This is a genomic window from Collinsella aerofaciens, from assembly GCF_901212495.1.
Classification (GTDB): Bacteria; Actinomycetota; Coriobacteriia; order Coriobacteriales; family Coriobacteriaceae; genus Collinsella; species Collinsella aerofaciens_H.
Window position 1 is genome coordinate 42,275 of the sequence record NZ_CAAKNY010000059.1, and the last position, 16,310, is coordinate 58,584.

Consider the following 16,310-nt stretch of genomic DNA (forward strand, 5'->3'; position numbering starts at 1 on the left):
AGACGGTGCATCTGAAACGCATTCGCGAGAAGGGGACACGATATGGCTTCTCAGGTACTGGAACGTCCGGCGGGGACGGTCGAGGGGACGCCGGCGCCGGCCGCCTCGGGCGAGTCCCTCGCCGTATCCACCCGCGGGCTCACCAAGCGCTACGGCGACGCGACGGTCGTCGACGACATGGACCTCGAGGTGCCCGAGGGCGCGGTCTACGGCTTCCTCGGGCCCAACGGGGCGGGCAAGTCCACCACGATGAAGATGCTGCTCGGGCTCGTGCACGCATCAGGCGGCGAGGCCGTCGTGCTCGGGCGGGAGATGACCCCGGACAACCGCCTCGAGGTGCTGCGCGAAGTGGGCTCGCTCATCGAGGCCCCCAGCTGCTACCCGCACCTCACGGCGCGCGAGAACCTCGAGATCGTGCGGCGCCTGCGCGGGCTGCCCGAGAGCTGCATCGACGAGGTCCTTTCGGTCGTGCGCCTGGACGACGCGAAGACGCAGCGGAAGCTCGTCGGACACTTCTCCCTCGGCATGAGGCAGCGCCTGGGCATCGCCGCCGCGCTCATGGGGCACCCAAGGCTGCTGCTCCTGGATGAGCCGACGAACGGCCTCGACCCCTCCGGCATCCACGAGATCCGCCAGCTCGTGCGCGAGATGCCGAGGCGCTTCGGCTGCACGGTCATCGTCTCCAGCCACCTGCTCTCCGAGATCGACCAGATGGCCGACCACGTGGGCATCATCAACAGGGGCCGCATGGTCTGGCAGGGGAGCATGGCCGACCTGCACGCCCGCGCGCGCCGATGGCTGGCGCTGCGCACCACGGACAACGCCGCGGCGGCGGGGGCGCTGCCGGGCGCGGTGGCCGACGGGGAGTGGCTGCGCATCAAGGCCGTGGACGACGCGACCGCCGGGCAGGTGACGCTCGGGCTCGCGAAGCGAGGCATCGGCGTCGTGCGGCTGGAGGAGCGCGCCGAGTCGCTGGAGGACATATTCCTTAAGCTCACGGGGATGGAGGCTACGCTGTAGCGGCTTCGCTGCGGCTTCCCCTGGTACCGCACCTTGCCCATCATACCGTTGCTCGCGTACCAAAGTACGCGTCGCTCCTCTTTCGGGGCAATCTGCGGCACCAGGAAAACCCTTCGCATGGAACATCGCAGTTCACATTCTTCGACTGGAGGAAGACATATGCCATCTCAAGTTGTTGCATCGGACACCGGCCAGCCCGGCCTCGTCCAATCCGTCGCGCTCGAGTTTGCCAAGGCGCGCCGCAAGCACCTGTGGCTGGCGAGCCTGGGCCTGCTCGCGTTCCAGTTCGCCTGGCTCGTCGCGGGCGCCTCCAACACCGTGCGCCACAACCCTGACTTCGACGGCATCCTCTACATGCTGCCGCAGCTGAACGCCATCGTCCTGCCGCTGCTCTGCGCCATCGTGGCCTCCACCGTCACCGACGTGGAGAACCGGGCGAACATGTGGAAGCTGCTGCTCACCATGGAGGACGCCCGGCGCGTGGTCGCGGCCAAGTGGGCGGCGTGCCTCCTGATCCTCGCCGTGGTCGTGGGCGTCCAGACGGCGGGCGTGGCGGCGGTCGCGTACGGGATCGGGTTCCAACAGAACCTGCCGGGGCCGGCCCTGCTCGCCCGCTACGCGCTCAGCACGTTCGTCGTGTGCGCCATGCTCATCACCATCGTGCAGGCGGTCTGCCTCGCCACCGCCAACCAGTTCGCGCCGATGATCGTGGGCGTGGGCCTGTGCTTCCTCGGGCTCTTCATCGCCTACCTGCCTCCGGTGTTCAGCTGGTTCGTGCCGAGCGCGTACTTCTTCGTGTGTCGCCTCGTCGACGGCGCCTACGACGCCTCGCAGCGCATGAGGTTCTGGGCGGCGCCGTTCCCGGCCGCGGGGCTCGCCGTCTGCGTCGCCGTGACCGTCGCCGCGTTCATCGCCTCCAGGCGCGCCTTCGCCGCCCGCGAGCTGTAGGGAGGTTTGATCATGCTTGCATCCTGCATATCCGCCGAGTTCATCAAGATGCGCCGGGCGCCCGTCTGGGCCGCCTTCGCCGCGCTGCCCGCCGTCTCCGCGCTCATCGGGAGCGCCAACTACGTGGCCAACCTCGATCTCCTCACGCCCGGCTGGGAGAACCTCTGGACCCAGCACACCCTGTTCATCTGCTACTTCTTCCTCCCGGCGCTCATCGGCGCGGGCGCGAGCTACCTGTGGCGGCTCGAGCACATGGGCTCCAACTGGAACGAGCTCATGGTCGCCCCGGTGCCCGCGCGCGACGTGTTCGTCGCCAAGCTCGCGGTCCTCGCCCTCCTGGACCTCGTCGCGTTCGCGGCCATGACGGCGTTCTTCGTCGCGAGCGGCATCGTCCTGCACGTGCCCGGCGCCTTCCCGGTGGCGTCGTTCGCCGAGCAGGTGGTGCTGGGCTGGATTGGGAGCCTCGCCATCTGCGGCATACAGCTCGTCGTTTCCATGCTCGTGCGCAACTTCGCCGTGCCGGTGGGCGTCGGGCTGGGTGGCGGGATCTTGGGGATCATGGCGGCGATGGGCGGCCTTGGCTACGTCTTCCCGTACGCGCTCATGCAGTCCGGGATGAACAGCAACGCCCTCGTGGTGCTCGACGCGCCGCACATCGCCCAGATCGCCGTGTTGAGCGTCGTCTACGTGGCCTGCTCGGTCGCCTTCGCTTCGGCCTGGCTCCGCACGCGCGACGTCGTCGCGGCGAAGTAGCGCCCGGCGTGCTCGTACAATGTGGTGTCGGGATGTGAGGTGATGGGATTGGACGTGAGGCCATGCGGGCCGGGCCTTTCCGGCGCCGCCGCGCCGTTGGACGCGTGGGACGACGCGCCCCTTCTGCGGCTCGCCGCGCCCGTGCTCTGCGTGGCGTGGGAGGCGGCGATGTTCGCCCGCGTGGTGTTCGCGGGGGCGGACCCCTCGCTGTCGGCGCCCTCGTCCCAGGCCGCCCTGTTCGTCCTCATGGCCGTCGGCTGCGCGGCGCTGTTCCTGCGCTACCGCCTTCCGGTCGTCTCCGTGCTCTTCGAGTCGGTCGTTGGCCTGCTGGCCTCGGTGATGGGCGCGCTCGCGTACGTGTACTTCCTCCCGCTCGTCGCGCTCTACGCCTGCGTGGCCCGCGCGCCCCGGCGCGAGGCGGCCGCGGGCGGCGTCGCCGCCGTTGCGACCGTCGCGCTCTCCGCCGTGGTCGACGGGTTCGCGGGTGCCTCCGCATCGCCCTCCCCCTCGCTTGCGATGTCGCTCGCCGGCATCGGGTACCCGCTCATGCTGGTGCTCGGGGCGGCGCTGCTCTCGCGCTTCCGCTTGCAGCGCCTCCGGGAGGCGGAGGCGGCCGCCCGCGCCGAGGCGGAGCGCGACCGCGCGCTCGCCAAGAGCCGCATCGCCGCCGAGCTGCACGACTCCGTGGGACACGACCTCACGGCCATCGTCGCGCTCTCGGAGGGGCTCGCCGGCGCGACCGGGGACGAGCAGCTCGACCGGGCCATCGCGAGCATCAACGAGCTGGCGCGCTCGGGGCTCGCCGACACGCGCCGCGCCGTGCGGGCGCTGGCGGGCGAGGCGAGGAGCACGGCGGCGCCATCCGCTCTGCCGGGTTCCGCGCCCACCGAGAAGCCGGCCGAGCGGCATCGCTGGGACGAGATCGCCGCTCTTCTTGGGTCCGTCCGCGCCGCCGGCGTCACGGCCGCCCTCACGGAGACGGGCGTGCGCCCGGACGACCCCTCCCAGGCCGGCCTCGCCTTCCGCGTCTGCCGCGAGGGCGTCACGAACGCGCTGCGCCACGCCGCGGGGCTCTCGCGGCTCACGGTCTCGGTGGACCACGGCGGGGATGGCTCTGCCGACGTCGCAATCCGCGACGATGGAACCCCTGGCGAGGGGGGCGGGGGTCCGGGCACCGGCATGGGCCTCTCCCGCCTGCGCAGAGAGGTCGGGGAATCGGGCGGAACCCTCTCCGCCGGTCCGGTCGGCGAGGGCGGCTGGTGCCTCAAGACGCATCTGCCGTCATTGGTGGGGGCCGGCGAAGGGGAGGGGGAGCCCGATGGCGACGAATAGCGGCATCGCGGGAGCGGCCGCGTCCGCGCGCATCCCCGTCATGATCGTCGACGACCAGCCCGAGACCCGCCTGGGCCTCGCGCTCATGGTGCGGCGCGACCCGGGCCTCGCCATCGGGCTCGAGGCGGAGGACGGCCGTCAGGCCATCGACCGCATCGAGCGGGCCGAGGAGCTCGGGCGCGACCTGCCTCGCGTCGTCCTCATGGACGTGCGCATGCCCGTCCTCGACGGCATCGACGCCACCGCCGCCATCACCCGCCGCTGGCCGAACGTCTATGTGCTCATGCTCACCACCTACGACGAGGACGACTACGCCTTCGGCGGGCTCGAGGCGGGCGCCTCCGGCTTCCTCCTCAAGGACGTCCGCGCGGGCGAGCTCTGCCGCGCCGTCCGCTCGGTGGCCGACGGCGACGCCGTGCTCACGCCCCGCGTCACGCGCGAGGTCCTCGCCCGGAGCGTGCGCGCCTCCGGTCAGGATAAGCGCGCGGCCGAGCTGCGCAGCGCGTTCCGCCGGCTGACCGACCGCGAGCGCGAGGTCTGCGCCCTCGTCGCCGACGGCCTCTCCAACGCCGAGATCGCCGAGCGCCTCACCGTCCAGCCCGCGAGCGCCAAGCGCGCCGTCACGCGTATCCTCGCCAAACTGGGCCTGCGCGACCGCACCCAGATAGCCGTCAAGTGGTACCAGGCCGGGCTATGAGGTGGCGCTTGAAAGCGAAAGGCGGTGCAGGCGTGAAAGAACGCCCGCGGCAATCGCCGCGGGCGCCCCTCGTCATGGACGACTCTCTTTAGCGGGGTTCGAGCCGTCGCTCCTAGCTCGAGAGCGTCACCTCACCGCCGCCCTGGAGCTGGTCCTCGGGCACCTGATATGCGGTTTCACGAGTGAGTCACCGTCGCCTACCCCTCGCGCGACCCCCGCGACCCCATCCCGCTCCTCCACCACGCCACGGCGAGCTGAGTGCGGTCGCGCAGCCCGAGCTTGGCGAGCACGCGGCTCACGTTCCTCCGGGCGCTCGCGGGCTCCATCACCATGCGCGCGGCGACCTCCTCGTTCGAGAGCCCCTCGGCCACGAGGGACGCCGTCTCGAGCTCGCGGGGCGATAGCGAGGAGAGCGCCTCCAGGAGGCGGACCCGCTCGGGGTCCTCGGCGGCGCCTGGGACGGCGCGGGCGACGACCTCCCGCGTCACGCGGGGCGTGAGCACGGCGCCGCCGGCGGCGAGCTCGCGGACGGCCCGGCACAGCTCGCGGGCGGTGGCGTCCTTGAGCAGGAACCCGGCCGCGCCGGCGGCGAGCCCGCCCAGCGCGTAGTCGTCCCTGTCGTAGGTCGTGAGCAAAAGCGTCCGCACGGAGGGGAAGCGCGAGGCGACCTCGCGGGCGAGCGTCACGCCGCCCGTCCCGGGCATGCGCACGTCCGAGACGACGACGTCGGGCAGGGGCTCGCCGGCATCCTTCCGGCGCGCGAGCTCCGCGAGCGCCGCCCCTCCGTCGTCGGCGGTGGCGACCACGGAGAGCCCCGGGTCGCGCCCCACCATCATGGAGAGGCCCATCCTCGCCGAGGCCTGGTCATCGACGACCATCACGCGTATCATCCCGGGCTCCCTCCGCCGTCATCATCGGGGGTCTGCCCCCGCGGGTCCCAGCCCGCGTCGATCGGCCCGCCGCCCGTCTTTTCCTCCGCGTCGGCGACGAGGCCGGCGAGCTCGCGCACCGTCTCGCGGGTCTGCGCGAGCCCCTCGCGCGCCTCCGCGTTGATGGCGGCGACCGCCGCGTCGACCCGCTCGTCTCCGGTGCCGCCGCCCAGCCCCTCGCAGAGCGTTACGATGGCGGTGAGCCGCTGGCCCACCGAGTCGTGGAGCGAGGCGGCCATGCGGGCCTGCCGCTCGGCTTGGTCGCGGCGCGCCTCGGCGGCCATGGCGCGCGCCCTGGCCTCCCGGGTGTCGTGCGCGCCGCGCAGGGCCCCGCCCAGGAGGAAGGCTGAGCCCGCGGTGAGCTCGCGTGCCGCGATCTCGGCCACCAGCGCTGCCGGCCCCGCTCCGCCCGCGGCCACGAGGGAGCTCGCCGCCATGGCCGCGAAGGCGAGCGCGAGCCCGGCGAGCGAGCGCGGGAAGGGCGCGTGGCGCCCGGCCGCGAACGTCGCCACGAGGAAGGGGACCACGGCGTAGCTGTCGAGGCCCGTCGCCGTTGCGGCGACGAGGGCGGCCGACTCGAGCGCGAGTGTCCCCAGGGGCAGGGCCGTCCGCCAGAGCAGGGCTGCGGACACGGCCGCCACGGCGAGCGCGAGGGCCGCCGGGCTCGCCGCCCGCTGCACGACGTCGCCTGGTATCGCCAGGGCGATTGACGTCATGATGACGGTCGCCTCCCCGTAGAGCAGGCACGCGAGGGGCGCCGCGAGCAGACGGGGCACGAGGGGCGGCGCGAGGCGCCGCCCGGCTTTGTCGACAATTCTCATTCCCGCACCCCCCTCGGTCTCTCCGTTCGCGCATCCGGTTCTTGTACCCGTCAGAGCAGGCCGTGACCTACCACCTTCCGGTTAGGAGGTGGGAGAGGGGCGCGACCCCAGCCACCACGAGCAGCGCGCAGGCGATGACGACGAGCGTCCACCAAGCGGGTGACAGCACGCAGCCAAGCCACGCCGCCGCCTGTACGCGACCCGTCCAGTCCCCTTCCTCCCGGGTCGCGAGCCACGCGATCGCCACGCCCGGCAGGCACAGGAAGAGGCCGAGCAGGAACGGCCCGAGTTTCGGGTCCCGTCCGTCGCCGCGCGCCGTCCCGGCCTTCGCGCCGGGTTGCGCCGGGTCCTCGGGCGGAAGCGCGCCACCGCCCCGCACTTCGCTGATCGTTTCCGTCCGTCCTCCTTGTTCGTTTCTCGTTTCCCGATGAATCGTTCCGTCGGCGCCTCTGCACCCTACGAGCGCAGGCACGCCGCAGGCGAGGAGTGGACGGCCCCGCGGACCTGCGCCCAGCGCACCGCGAGAAGCACGACCCAGACCACGACACCCGCGGCCAGCGCCTCCGGCAGCGGCGCGTACGCGGCGGGCGCTCCCCAGAACATCCAGGTGAGGGCGAGCGCGGCGAAGGAGGAGCAGGCGATGGGCACGAGCGAGAGCAGCGCGGCGCCCAAGGCGACGAGCGCCGACTGCCATGCGACCGCCGCCGCCACGCCCCGGGGCGTGAGGCCAAGCGTGCGCAGCAGCGCTTGGTGCCTTCCCTCGTCCCTCGCCGAGAGGGCGAGCACGGCGACCGCGGTGGCGAGCGCGAACCCCGCGGCGAGGCCGATCAGCGCGTAGGTGTCCGTCATGTCGAACGAGCCCGAGAACCCCAGGCGCCGCATGACGGCCTCGAGGGTGCGGGCGGTCGTGAGCAGGATGCCCCCTGCCCCGCCCACCGCCGCGGCGAGCGGCACCATGGCCGAGGCGTTGCGCGAGGCGAGCTCGGTCGCCGCCCGCGCCGCGAGCCGGCCGACGGGCGAGCGCACCGCGGCGGGTAGCACGCCGGCGACACGCAGAGCGGCACGGACGCCGCGCGCCCCGAAGGCCACCATCGCCAGCAACGAGAGGAGCCCGGCGAGGGCCACGAGGTTCGCCATGGCCTGGGAGAGCTGCCCGCCCGCTGATTCTGCCGCCGGGAGGCCGGCGAGGGGCGTCGCGAGGGCGCAGGCGACGAGCGCCCACCCGAGGATGGGGTGGCCGCCCCGCCCCCGCCTTCCTGCGCGGCCTCCCCGCAGCGAATCCACGGGCCTCACCCGTGCGGCGCGCACGGCGGCCGCGACGGAGCCGAGCATGCAGGTCGCGACGCTGAGTGCGAAGGAGAGGGCCCACGCGGCCGGGGAGGCGGAGAACGGCGGAGGCGTGAAGGAGCCGAGGCCGCCGCTGAAGCTCTCCGCCGCCATGCCGTCAAACGCGGGGACGAGCAGGGCGGAGAGCGGCACGGACGCGAGGCTCCCCGCGAGCGAGCCGACCGCCGAGGCGATGCCCACGAGCAGCAGGGCGGCGCGCCCCGCCTGCCCCGGCGTGGCGCCCATGAGCCGCCAGAGCGCGAACGTCGGGCGGCAGCGCTCCACCGTCGCGGCGCCCACCGCCGAGAGCGAGAAGAGGGCAAGCAGTGCCACCTCGGCGTACACGGTGACCGAGACCGCCTGGAACTCGAAGGCGGAGAGCCCCGCCGCGCCGGCGGCCGCGCCGAAGGCTTTCGACGACGTCCAGGCGAACTGGTTCGCGCACACGCCCACGAGGGCGGAGGTCGCGGCGATCACGAGCACGATCGGGACCCAGCTTGCGAGGTCCTCGCGGAATATCCTGAGCGCGTACCTATCCACGGCCGATCGCCCCTTCCCGCGTGCCGGCGAGCACCTGCTCGGGCGTGCAGTGGCCGGCCACGCGCGTCACCAGCCCGTCGCGGACGAACGCCACGCGGTCGGCCGTCGCCGCGGCGTCCACGTCGTGCGTGACCATGACCACGGTCGTGCCGGCGTCTGCCATCTCACGCAGGACGCCCAGGACGAGCGCGGTGTTCCTCGTGTCCAGGGCCCCCGTCGGCTCGTCGGCGAAGAGCACCGCCGGGCGGGAGAGCAGGGCGCGCACCAGGGCGGCGCGCTGCTGCTCGCCGCCGGACAGCCCTCCCGCGGGCGCCTTCGCGCGGTCGGCGAGGCCGAAGCGCCCGAGCAGGTCGCGGAGCCTCCCGCGGTCGACCTTCCCCCGCGCGAGGGCGATCGGCAGGGTCGCGTTCTCCTCCACCGTGAGGTAGGGGACGAGGTTGTAGCTCTGGAACACGAACGCCGCAGCCTGTCGCAGGAAGCGGGTGCGGGCGCCCTCGCCCATGGCGTACAGGTCGCGGCCCGCGACCAGCACACGACCCTCGTCCGGGGCGTCCAGCCCGCTCATGCAGTACAGGAGGCTCGTCTTGCCCGCCCCCGACGGCCCCACGATCGCCGTGAGCCCGCCCGCGGCCGCGAGCGAGCAGCCCCTGAGGACCGGGACGCGCTCCTCGCCCGTGTCGGCCCAGCGCTTGACGCCCTCGGCCCTCACCTCCGCCGCAGCCATGCGCGGCACCTCCCTTCGGGCGGGCGCTCCGCGCCCACCGACTCGTCCGTTCGACGCCACCCATGGAACCACCGCCCGTGCGCCCCGACGCCGCGCGCCAGTCGGTTGCCATCTCCAGATGGCAGTCTCGGTCTCGGTTCTGGTGCCACCACACCAGCGTGGGTGGGGGATACAGTTGCAAGTGGAGGTCATAAGCTGCGTCGAGGAAGGAGCCGGAAAATGAATCGCGCCGCATCTCCCTCGATTCTGAGAGCTTCTATATTACAATGTTAAAAATTTGCATTAGATGAAGATCTTTCACATGGAGGCGTGATGATTATCCGTCAAAAGTACCTTGACCAGCTTCTCGCCTTTCGGGATCGAGACCTCGTCAAGGTCGTTACGGGGGTTCGTCGTTGCGGGAAGTCGACCCTTCTGGACATGATGCGCGAGCATCTGGCAAGGGAGGGCGTTTCCCGGGAGCGACTTCTCACGTTCAAGATGGAGTCCATGGAGTTTGATGGCTTGGATTATCGCGGGCTTTACCAGCTTGTTCGCAAACGGACGGAGGGAATCGTCCATCCATATCTCTTTTTTGACGAGCTCCAAGAGATCGAGGGCTGGGAGCGCGCGATCAATTCCCTGCGCGTTGACCTTGATTGCGATATGTATATCACGGGATCCAACGCCTATCTGCTGTCGAGCGAGCTTGCCACGCTGCTCTCGGGGCGTTATGTGGAGGTCGAGATGCTGCCGCTCGTCTTCTCGGAGTTTCTCGATTTCCAGGGAGCGTCACTGTCCTCTCGCACTGCGGCTGGGATGGATGTCTTCGAGTTGCCGGATGGCTCGCTTAGCACGGCGGTTGGCCTGTTTGATCATTATCGTCGCTACGGCGGGCTGCCGTACCTATCCTTGGGTACGCTAGACGGGGCGGTTCATAAGGCCTATTGCAGGTCACTGTACGAGACGGTCGTCATCCGGGATATTCTCGAGCGCGATCGCAGGCGTGGCCGCAGGCAGCTCACAAGCCCTGATTTGCTGGAGCGAACATGCCGCTTCCTTGCAGACAATATCGGTAACGAGAATTCGGTTAACAGTATTGCCGGAGCGTTGCGGGCTGACGGCATCAAGGCTGCTAACAGTACTGTCGACGCCTACATGGGGGCGCTTGATGAGGCGTATCTCTTCTATCCTGTTCGGCGCTATGACATCAGGGGCAAGGATCTCCTGAAGACGGGTGGAAAGCGTTACATCGTGGACACGGGAATCCGCAACTATCTGCAGGACTATCGTGATTTCGATCAAGGACGTGTCTTTGAGAACATGGTCTACTTGCAGCTTCGCCACGAGGGTTTTGAGGTGAGCGTTGGAAAGCTGCGCTCAGGTGAGGTGGACTTCGTGGCGTCGGGGTCAGACGGGCGTGCGTACATTCAGGTAACCGAGGATATGACTGACTCGGCCACCATGGAGCGTGAGCTTAGGCCGCTGCGCGCCATACGGGATGCATATCCGAAATTTGTAATTGCTGCCCGGGGGAGTTATCCAAGGGAGATTGACGGGATTCGTATCTTAGATGTTATGGATTTCTTTTTGCAAAGAAGGCCACTACTGGCGTAGAAGGATTTTTTCATCTATGAATTTTTTTTTCAGATAATTATAGAATCTAGCAATAATGGAATCCCAATATGGTCATTTGCTTTTCCGGCGGCAGTAGGCAGTGGATATCTAGTTAGCTATGGAGAGAATAACATCGTAGAGAATCGTTTCTCCGATTCGATATCAAAATAACAGTACAACTTCGTTCATGCTTTGATGTTATGAGCGTTTCGATGTCTATCATCACTATTGGAATCAGGCCTCGTTCCGGAATCGTCGTTAACCGATACGGTGGACAGATCTCTTGGGTGCGCTGAAATCGGAGAAGCGATTGGCTTGGTGCTTTTTGAGCGAAAGCTACTGAAGAAAACTCATGGCTCAATTTGAATGGGATAGAGATTCTGAGTTGCACACACTCAGTTTCATAATGGTTGCTCGAGATACTGACGCTTTAGATTGATTGCTTGGGTCTATTTTGAAGGTCCCATGGCAACCATGTTGCCATGGGACCTGTTTTTTCAACTGGACGCCCTAGCTCGAGAACGTCACCTCCCCGCCGCCCAGGAGCTGGTCCTCGGGTACCTGTTTGGCGTCGGGCGGGATCTGCCCGGAGTCCGGGCCGCCGCCGACGGACTGGGTGTCGGTCACCTGGTCGCCGCCCGATCCCGTCGCGTCCCGGCTGGTGATGAACCATCCCGCGGCGACACCCCCGGCGACGAGCGCCAGGGCGACCAGCGCCGCGACCACGATTCTCTTTGCGTTGAACTTTCTCGTCCTCTCTTCCATTGCCTTTCCTCTCTCGTGAGTTCTTGTCCGAACTGTCCTGTCTATGTCATCCGGCCGCGCCGCCGGCTCGTCTTCCCGGCTGCGCTACCCGTGCCTGAGCGCCTCCACCGGCGAGAGCCTGGCGGCCCGCCAGGCCGGGTAGAGCCCGAAGACCACCCCGACCGCGGCCGACACCGCCACGGTGCTGCCGGCCACCGCCGCGGGCACCTGTGGCGTGATCGCCCCGGAGCCCGCCATCTGGGCCGCCATGCCGGCGAACCCCCAGGCGGCGGCGTAGCCCGCGGCCATGCCCGCCGCCCCGCCGGCGAGGCACACGAGCACCGCCTCGAGCAGGAACTGCGCCACAATGTCCGACCTCCTCGCGCCGAGAGCGCGGCGCAGGCCTATCTCGCGGGTGCGCTCCGTCACGCTCGTGAGCATCATGTTCATGATCCCGATGCCGCCCACGAGCAGCGACACCCCCGCGATGCTGGTCAGCAGCAGCTGGAAGGAGTCCATGACGGCGTCGGACTGCTCCATGGCCGCCTTCATCGGCCACACCGAGGCCCTGCCCGACCCTCCCTTGCGCGCCTCGATGGCGGACGCGGCCTCGCGGGCGAGCCCGTCGACGTCCTCGCCCTCCCGCGCGAAGGCGAGGACGGAGGTGTAGAGGTCGGCGCCGTCGGGCGATCCCACGCGCTGGCGCAGGGTGCGCAGCGGCATGATCGCCGACGAGAGCCCCGAGGCCGCGCCGGCGTCGGCGAGGACGCCCACCACCTCGAAGGGCGTGCCCGCGATGGTGACGCGGCGTCCCACGGCCGCGACCGGGTCGGCCGACTCGCCCTCCAGCTGTCTGAGCATGCCGTCGGTGAGCACCACGACGCGCGAGGCCGACTCCCCGTCCGCCGCGTCGAGGAGCCTGCCCGCGGCGAGCCTCGCCGAGGCGGCCTCGAACCAGTCGGGGGAGATGCCGAGCACGCCCATGTCCTTCACGGCCTCGGTGCCCCACGTCGCAGAGGTCGTCGTGGAGACCGAGCCCGAGAGGATCTCGAAGCCTGGTACCGCCGCGCGCAGGGCGGCCACGTCGGCCTCGGTGAGCCCCAGGGCGTCGGCGCCCGCGTAGGTGATGGAGGCGGCGCGCGCCTGCGAGAGCCCGAGCCGCTCGGCCATGGCGGAGCGCACGCCCGTGACGAGCGCCGTCATGGCGATGACCGCGGCGATGCCGATCACCACGCCGAGGGCCGTGAGCGCGGTGCGGCCCCGGTTGTGGGCGAGCGCGCGCACCGACTCGCGGCAGACGTCCGCGGGCCTCATCGTGGGCCCCCTTCCGCCGGCGAGGGCAGCGCCCGAAGCGCCTCCCTGCCATACGCGCGGCTGTCCGCGCCCCCGAGCGCCTCGGAGAGCAGGCCGTCGCGCAGGGTGAGGGCCCGCCCGGCCCGCGCCGCCACGCCCGCGTCGTGCGTGATGAGCACGACGGTGCGGCCGGCGGCGGAGAGCGCCTGGAACGTGCGCATGACGGCGTCTCCCGTGGCCGAGTCGAGGTTGCCCGTCGGCTCGTCGGCGAGCACGATCGCCGGGTCGGCCACGAGGGCCCGCGCGATGGCGACGCGCTGCATCTGGCCGCCCGAGAGCTCGCGGGCGAGATGCCCGGCGTAGCCCTCAGGCAGGCCCGCCGCCGCAATCGCGGCCATCGCCCGCTCCCGCCGCTCCCGCCGGGGCGCCCCGGCGTAGGCGAGCGACAGGCAGACGTTGTCGAGGACGGTCTCGCGCGGCAGGAGGTTGAAGCTCTGGAACACGAAGCCGATGCGCCCGGCGCGCACCCAGGCGAGTTCCGCGTCCGTGAGCGACGACACGTCCGCACCCTCCAGCAGGTAGGTCCCCGCGTCCGTGCGGTCGAGCAGACCGAGCACGTTCATGAGGGTGGACTTGCCCGAGCCCGAGGGCCCCATGATCGCCACGAACTCGCCGGGCATGACCGAGAGGTCCACGCCGCGCAGCGCCCGGACGGGGCCGGCGGCGCTCGCGTAGGAGCGCGTCAGGCCGCGTGCCTCGATGGCCGGGACGGCCCCCGGTGCGGGGAGGTGCGCCGCGGCGGGCGCGTCGCTCGGGCGCGCCACCTCACTCGCCTCCCTTCGCTGCCGACGTGACCACCTGGTCGCCCTCCGTCAGGTCGCCCTCGACGGCCGCGCCGTCGTCGGTCTTCAGGAGGACCTTGACCCTGCGGGTCTCGGTCCTGCCCTCGGCGCCGTCCTTGCCCGGCACCCACACTTCGACGGTCGAGTTCCCGTCCGCGTCGGTCCCGACCGCGCCGGCGGGGACGACGAGCGCGTCCTCAAGCGTCTGGACGGCGATGTCGGCGCTCGCGCTCATGCCGGGCTTGAGGCGCGGGTCGGGAGCGTCGACGAGCAGCCCCACGTCGTAGGTGACGACCGAGCCCGAGTTCTTGCCCGCCGTCGCCTGCGTCGCCACGTCCGTCACCGTGCCCTCGAGCTTGAGCCCGTCGACGGCGGGGAACGTCACCTCCGCCTTCTGGCCCACGGCCACCTTCGGCACGTCCACCTCGTTGACGGCGAGGGCGACCCTGAGCTTGGTGAGGTCGCCGATCTCGGCGAGGGCCGTGCCGGACTGCGCCTGCACGGAGGTCCCGGGGGAGGCGGCGAGCGACATCACGGTGCCGGCGGCCGGCGCGCGCACCGTGCGGGCGTCGGCCTTGGCCCGCGCCGCCTCGAGCGCCTGCTCTGCGGCCGTCGTCTGGGCGTCCGCCTTCTCGCTGGCGGCGCGCGCCTGGTCGAGCGCGGCGGCGGACTCGTCGGTCCCGTCCTTGGCCGCGGCCCTGGCGCGCTTGAGGTCGCCCGCCGCGGCGCGCTGGTCGGCCTGGGCCGAGGCGAGCGCAGCCTGCGCGGCGTCGACGTCCTGGTCCAGCTGCGGGTTCGCGATGGTGAGCAGGACGTCGCCGGCGGAGACCTGCTGGCCCTCGGTCACCTTCACCTCGGCGACCGTCCCGTCCACGGGCGTCGTCACCGCCGCCGAGGACGCGGCGGCGAGCTTGCCCGTTCCCGTCACCGTCTCGGTGAGCGAGTCCCTCCTCGCCGCCTTCGTGTCGGGCGCCGCGCTGGCGTCGCTTGCCGGGAACAGCAGCGTGGCGGACAGCCACGCCGAGGCGCCGACGACGGCCGCGGCCAGCGCGAGCGACGTCGCGACGCGGGCGGCCCGATGCCCGCGCGCCGCCGCCCCTCCCTTCCGAATTGTGTGCTCCATGTGCCGCGCCTTCCTTTCCTCTCGGCCTCGGTTGACGGCGGCCACTATGGGCGGGCAAGCTGAGACGAACCTTTGAGGGGCGTCTCAGCCCCGTCTCAGCGAGCCCGCGTAGCATCGCGGGCGCGCGGTTCCAAGCGGAAGGGGGAGGCATGAGGGTTCTCGTGGTCGAGGACGCGTGGCGGCTCGCCGAGGCGGTCGCCGAGATACTCAGGGGCGAGGGTTGGTCGGCCGACGTGGCCACGGACGGCGGGCGCGGCGCTGAGCTCGCCGCCGCGGGCGCCTACGACTGCGTGCTGCTCGACCTCATGCTGCCCGTCATGGGCGGCCTTGACGTGCTGCGCGGCATGCGGGAGGCCGGCGACGCGACCCCGGTGATTCTTGTCACCGCCCGCGACGCGGTGCCCGACCGGGTGGCCGGGCTCGACGCCGGAGCCGACGACTACCTCGTGAAGCCCTTCCACGCCGAGGAGCTGCTCGCCCGCGTCCGGGCCGTCTGCCGCCGGCCCCGGGCCATCGAGGAGGCGGGGCCGCTGCGCGCCCTCGGCCTCGAGCTCGACGAGGGTTCGCTCGAGCTGCGCGCGGCGGGGGGCACCGCCGTCGCGCTCAGGGCGCGCGAGTGCCAGCTGCTCGCCGAGCTCATGGCGAGGCCCGGGCGCGTCGTCGCCAAGCGCGACCTCATCGACCGCGTCTGGGGGCCGGGGACGGCCGGCGGAGGCAACCGCCTCGAGGTGCTCGTGCACGACCTGCGCCTGCGCCTCGCCGAGGCGGGGACCGCAGCGGAGGTCGCCACCGTGCGCGGCGCTGGCTACGCCCTGCGGGAGGCTTCGGCCGGGGACGCGCGGTGAGGGCGCGGGAGGGGCGGCGCGCCCTTCCTCCCGAGCTCGCGCGCCTGCGCCGCCGGATGGCCCTCGCCTCCTCGGCCCTCATGGTCCTCGTGCTCGCCGCGTCATTGGCCGGCGCGTGGCTCTGGTCGGCGCGCGGGTATGCCTCGGAGGCCGACGCGGCGCTTCAGCAGGCCGCGGGCGAGTCCCCGCTCGCCGGGGACGGGGCGGCCGCCGTGGCGGTGGCGGGCCCCTACCCGGTCGTGCGCCTCTCGCTGGCGGGCGGCTCGGCTGCCGACGCGACGGGGGGCCTTTCCGGCGCGGACGCCGCCGCCCTGGCCGCCGCCGTGCCGGAGGGTGCCGCCTCGGGGTCCGTCACGGCCCTGGGCCGGGAGTGGCGCTTCGAGCGCCTGGACACCGGCTCCGTCGCGGGCGGGTCCGGCGCCGAGTCCTTCTCCGCCGGGGACGGCGCGGGCGGCATCGTCCTGCTCGTCGACGTGACCCAGGCCTCCTTCGCGCTGCGCTCGCTCGGCCTCGCGCTCGCCGCGGCGTGGCTCGCGGGATCCGCGCTCGCCACCGCCGCGTGCCGCGCGCTCGCCTCGCGCGCCCTCGTCCCGGCGGCGGAGGCCTGGGAGCGCCAGGAGCGCTTCGTGGCCGACGCCTCCCATGAGCTCAAGACGCCGCTCGCCTCGATGTCGGCCACGCTCGACGCCCTCACGGCGAGTCCCGACAGCACCGTCGGCGAGCAGGCGCGCTGGACGGGCTACCTGAGGCAGGACCTCGACGAGATGGACGGCCTCG

Annotated in this window: 16 protein-coding genes; 8 read left to right on the forward strand and 8 right to left on the reverse strand. The window is 71.3% G+C overall.

The window, feature by feature from the left end:
- Positions 1–42 precede the first annotated feature (42 nt).
- From SFLMC1_RS06980 to SFLMC1_RS07000, 5 genes are all read left to right on the forward strand, one after another.
- Positions 43–1,020 carry an ATP-binding cassette domain-containing protein gene (locus SFLMC1_RS06980; RefSeq protein ID WP_152073148.1) on the forward strand — a complete coding sequence of 326 codons (978 nt, stop codon included), beginning with the start codon at positions 43–45 and terminating at the stop codon, positions 1,018–1,020.
- 159 nt (positions 1,021–1,179) lie between these two features.
- A complete protein-coding gene (locus SFLMC1_RS06985; protein ID WP_187323896.1) occupies positions 1,180–1,968 on the forward strand; it encodes an ABC transporter permease in 789 nt (262 codons plus the stop codon).
- A gap of 12 nt (positions 1,969–1,980) precedes the next feature.
- Positions 1,981–2,721: an ABC transporter permease gene (locus SFLMC1_RS06990; RefSeq protein ID WP_118335422.1), complete on the forward strand. Its 741-nt coding sequence runs from the start codon at positions 1,981–1,983 to the stop codon at positions 2,719–2,721.
- Positions 2,722–2,763: 42 nt separating this feature from the next.
- Positions 2,764–4,053, forward strand: a complete 1,290-nt coding sequence (locus SFLMC1_RS06995) for a sensor histidine kinase (protein ID WP_152073146.1) — start codon at positions 2,764–2,766, stop codon at positions 4,051–4,053.
- Positions 4,040–4,750 (forward strand): response regulator transcription factor, encoded by a 711-nt coding sequence (locus SFLMC1_RS07000; protein ID WP_222838050.1) that lies wholly within the window; start codon positions 4,040–4,042, stop codon positions 4,748–4,750. Before SFLMC1_RS06995 ends, SFLMC1_RS07000 begins: the two co-directional genes overlap by 14 nt.
- A 197-nt stretch (positions 4,751–4,947) precedes the next feature.
- Here the strand turns inward: SFLMC1_RS07000 and SFLMC1_RS07005 are convergent, their stop codons facing one another.
- The 4 genes from SFLMC1_RS07005 to SFLMC1_RS07020 form a co-directional block, all read right to left on the reverse strand.
- Entirely contained in the window at positions 4,948–5,640 is a 693-nt protein-coding gene (locus tag SFLMC1_RS07005; RefSeq protein WP_152073145.1) for a response regulator transcription factor, read from the reverse strand.
- Positions 5,637–6,500: a histidine kinase dimerization/phosphoacceptor domain-containing protein gene (locus SFLMC1_RS07010; RefSeq protein WP_152073144.1), complete on the reverse strand. Its 864-nt coding sequence runs from the start codon at positions 6,498–6,500 to the stop codon at positions 5,637–5,639. The genes SFLMC1_RS07005 and SFLMC1_RS07010 overlap by 4 nt, the downstream gene beginning before the upstream one ends.
- 456 nt (positions 6,501–6,956) lie before the next feature.
- Entirely contained in the window at positions 6,957–8,366 is a 1,410-nt protein-coding gene (locus tag SFLMC1_RS07015; RefSeq protein WP_152073143.1) for an FtsX-like permease family protein, read from the reverse strand.
- A complete protein-coding gene (locus SFLMC1_RS07020; protein WP_118335736.1) occupies positions 8,359–9,090 on the reverse strand; it encodes an ABC transporter ATP-binding protein in 732 nt (243 codons plus the stop codon). Before SFLMC1_RS07020 ends, SFLMC1_RS07015 begins: the two co-directional genes overlap by 8 nt.
- A gap of 312 nt (positions 9,091–9,402) precedes the next feature.
- On the opposite strand from SFLMC1_RS07020, the gene SFLMC1_RS07025 reads away from it, so the two are divergent.
- A complete protein-coding gene (locus SFLMC1_RS07025; RefSeq protein WP_152073142.1) occupies positions 9,403–10,686 on the forward strand; it encodes an ATP-binding protein in 1,284 nt (427 codons plus the stop codon).
- Between the two features lie 510 nt (positions 10,687–11,196).
- On the opposite strand, the gene SFLMC1_RS07030 is transcribed toward SFLMC1_RS07025, so the two are convergent.
- The 4 genes from SFLMC1_RS07030 to SFLMC1_RS07045 form a co-directional block, all read right to left on the reverse strand.
- Positions 11,197–11,451 (reverse strand): hypothetical protein, encoded by a 255-nt coding sequence (locus tag SFLMC1_RS07030; RefSeq protein ID WP_152070741.1) that lies wholly within the window; start codon positions 11,449–11,451, stop codon positions 11,197–11,199.
- An 84-nt stretch (positions 11,452–11,535) separates the two neighbouring features.
- A complete protein-coding gene (locus SFLMC1_RS07035) occupies positions 11,536–12,744 on the reverse strand; it encodes an ABC transporter permease (RefSeq protein ID WP_152073141.1) in 1,209 nt (402 codons plus the stop codon).
- On the reverse strand, positions 12,741–13,547 hold the full coding sequence (locus SFLMC1_RS07040) for an ABC transporter ATP-binding protein (RefSeq protein WP_152073140.1): 807 nt from the start codon (positions 13,545–13,547) through the stop codon (positions 12,741–12,743). The genes SFLMC1_RS07035 and SFLMC1_RS07040 overlap by 4 nt, the downstream gene beginning before the upstream one ends.
- A 1-nt stretch (position 13,548) precedes the next feature.
- Positions 13,549–14,688: an efflux RND transporter periplasmic adaptor subunit gene (locus tag SFLMC1_RS07045; protein ID WP_152073139.1), complete on the reverse strand. Its 1,140-nt coding sequence runs from the start codon at positions 14,686–14,688 to the stop codon at positions 13,549–13,551.
- Positions 14,689–14,837: 149 nt separating this feature from the next.
- Between SFLMC1_RS07045 and SFLMC1_RS07050 the strand changes: the two genes are divergently transcribed.
- Both SFLMC1_RS07050 and SFLMC1_RS07055 read left to right on the forward strand, forming a co-directional pair.
- Positions 14,838–15,533, forward strand: a complete 696-nt coding sequence (locus SFLMC1_RS07050; RefSeq protein ID WP_152073138.1) for a response regulator transcription factor — start codon at positions 14,838–14,840, stop codon at positions 15,531–15,533.
- Positions 15,530–16,310, forward strand: a 781-nt coding sequence (locus SFLMC1_RS07055; RefSeq protein WP_315984662.1) for a histidine kinase dimerization/phospho-acceptor domain-containing protein, incomplete at its 3' end; no start/stop codon positions are given. The genes SFLMC1_RS07050 and SFLMC1_RS07055, both read left to right, overlap by 4 nt.

What these genes read in the sequence shown, in the direction of transcription:
- SFLMC1_RS06980 (WP_152073148.1), top strand. Translation starts at nt 43, where the DNA reads ATGGCTTCTCAGGTACTGGAACGTCCGGCGGGGACGGTCGAGGGGACG.
- SFLMC1_RS06985 (WP_187323896.1), top strand. Translation starts at nt 1,180, where the DNA reads ATGCCATCTCAAGTTGTTGCATCGGACACCGGCCAGCCCGGCCTCGTC.
- SFLMC1_RS06990 (WP_118335422.1), top strand. Translation starts at nt 1,981, where the DNA reads ATGCTTGCATCCTGCATATCCGCCGAGTTCATCAAGATGCGCCGGGCG.
- SFLMC1_RS06995 (WP_152073146.1), top strand. Translation starts at nt 2,764, where the DNA reads ATGGGATTGGACGTGAGGCCATGCGGGCCGGGCCTTTCCGGCGCCGCC.
- SFLMC1_RS07000 (WP_222838050.1), top strand. Translation starts at nt 4,040, where the DNA reads ATGGCGACGAATAGCGGCATCGCGGGAGCGGCCGCGTCCGCGCGCATC.
- SFLMC1_RS07005 (WP_152073145.1), bottom strand. Translation starts at nt 5,640, where the DNA reads ATGATACGCGTGATGGTCGTCGATGACCAGGCCTCGGCGAGGATGGGC.
- SFLMC1_RS07010 (WP_152073144.1), bottom strand. Translation starts at nt 6,500, where the DNA reads ATGAGAATTGTCGACAAAGCCGGGCGGCGCCTCGCGCCGCCCCTCGTG.
- SFLMC1_RS07020 (WP_118335736.1), bottom strand. Translation starts at nt 9,090, where the DNA reads ATGGCTGCGGCGGAGGTGAGGGCCGAGGGCGTCAAGCGCTGGGCCGAC.
- SFLMC1_RS07025 (WP_152073142.1), top strand. Translation starts at nt 9,403, where the DNA reads ATGATTATCCGTCAAAAGTACCTTGACCAGCTTCTCGCCTTTCGGGAT.
- SFLMC1_RS07030 (WP_152070741.1), bottom strand. Translation starts at nt 11,451, where the DNA reads ATGGAAGAGAGGACGAGAAAGTTCAACGCAAAGAGAATCGTGGTCGCG.
- SFLMC1_RS07035 (WP_152073141.1), bottom strand. Translation starts at nt 12,744, where the DNA reads ATGAGGCCCGCGGACGTCTGCCGCGAGTCGGTGCGCGCGCTCGCCCAC.
- SFLMC1_RS07045 (WP_152073139.1), bottom strand. Translation starts at nt 14,688, where the DNA reads ATGGAGCACACAATTCGGAAGGGAGGGGCGGCGGCGCGCGGGCATCGG.
- SFLMC1_RS07050 (WP_152073138.1), top strand. Translation starts at nt 14,838, where the DNA reads ATGAGGGTTCTCGTGGTCGAGGACGCGTGGCGGCTCGCCGAGGCGGTC.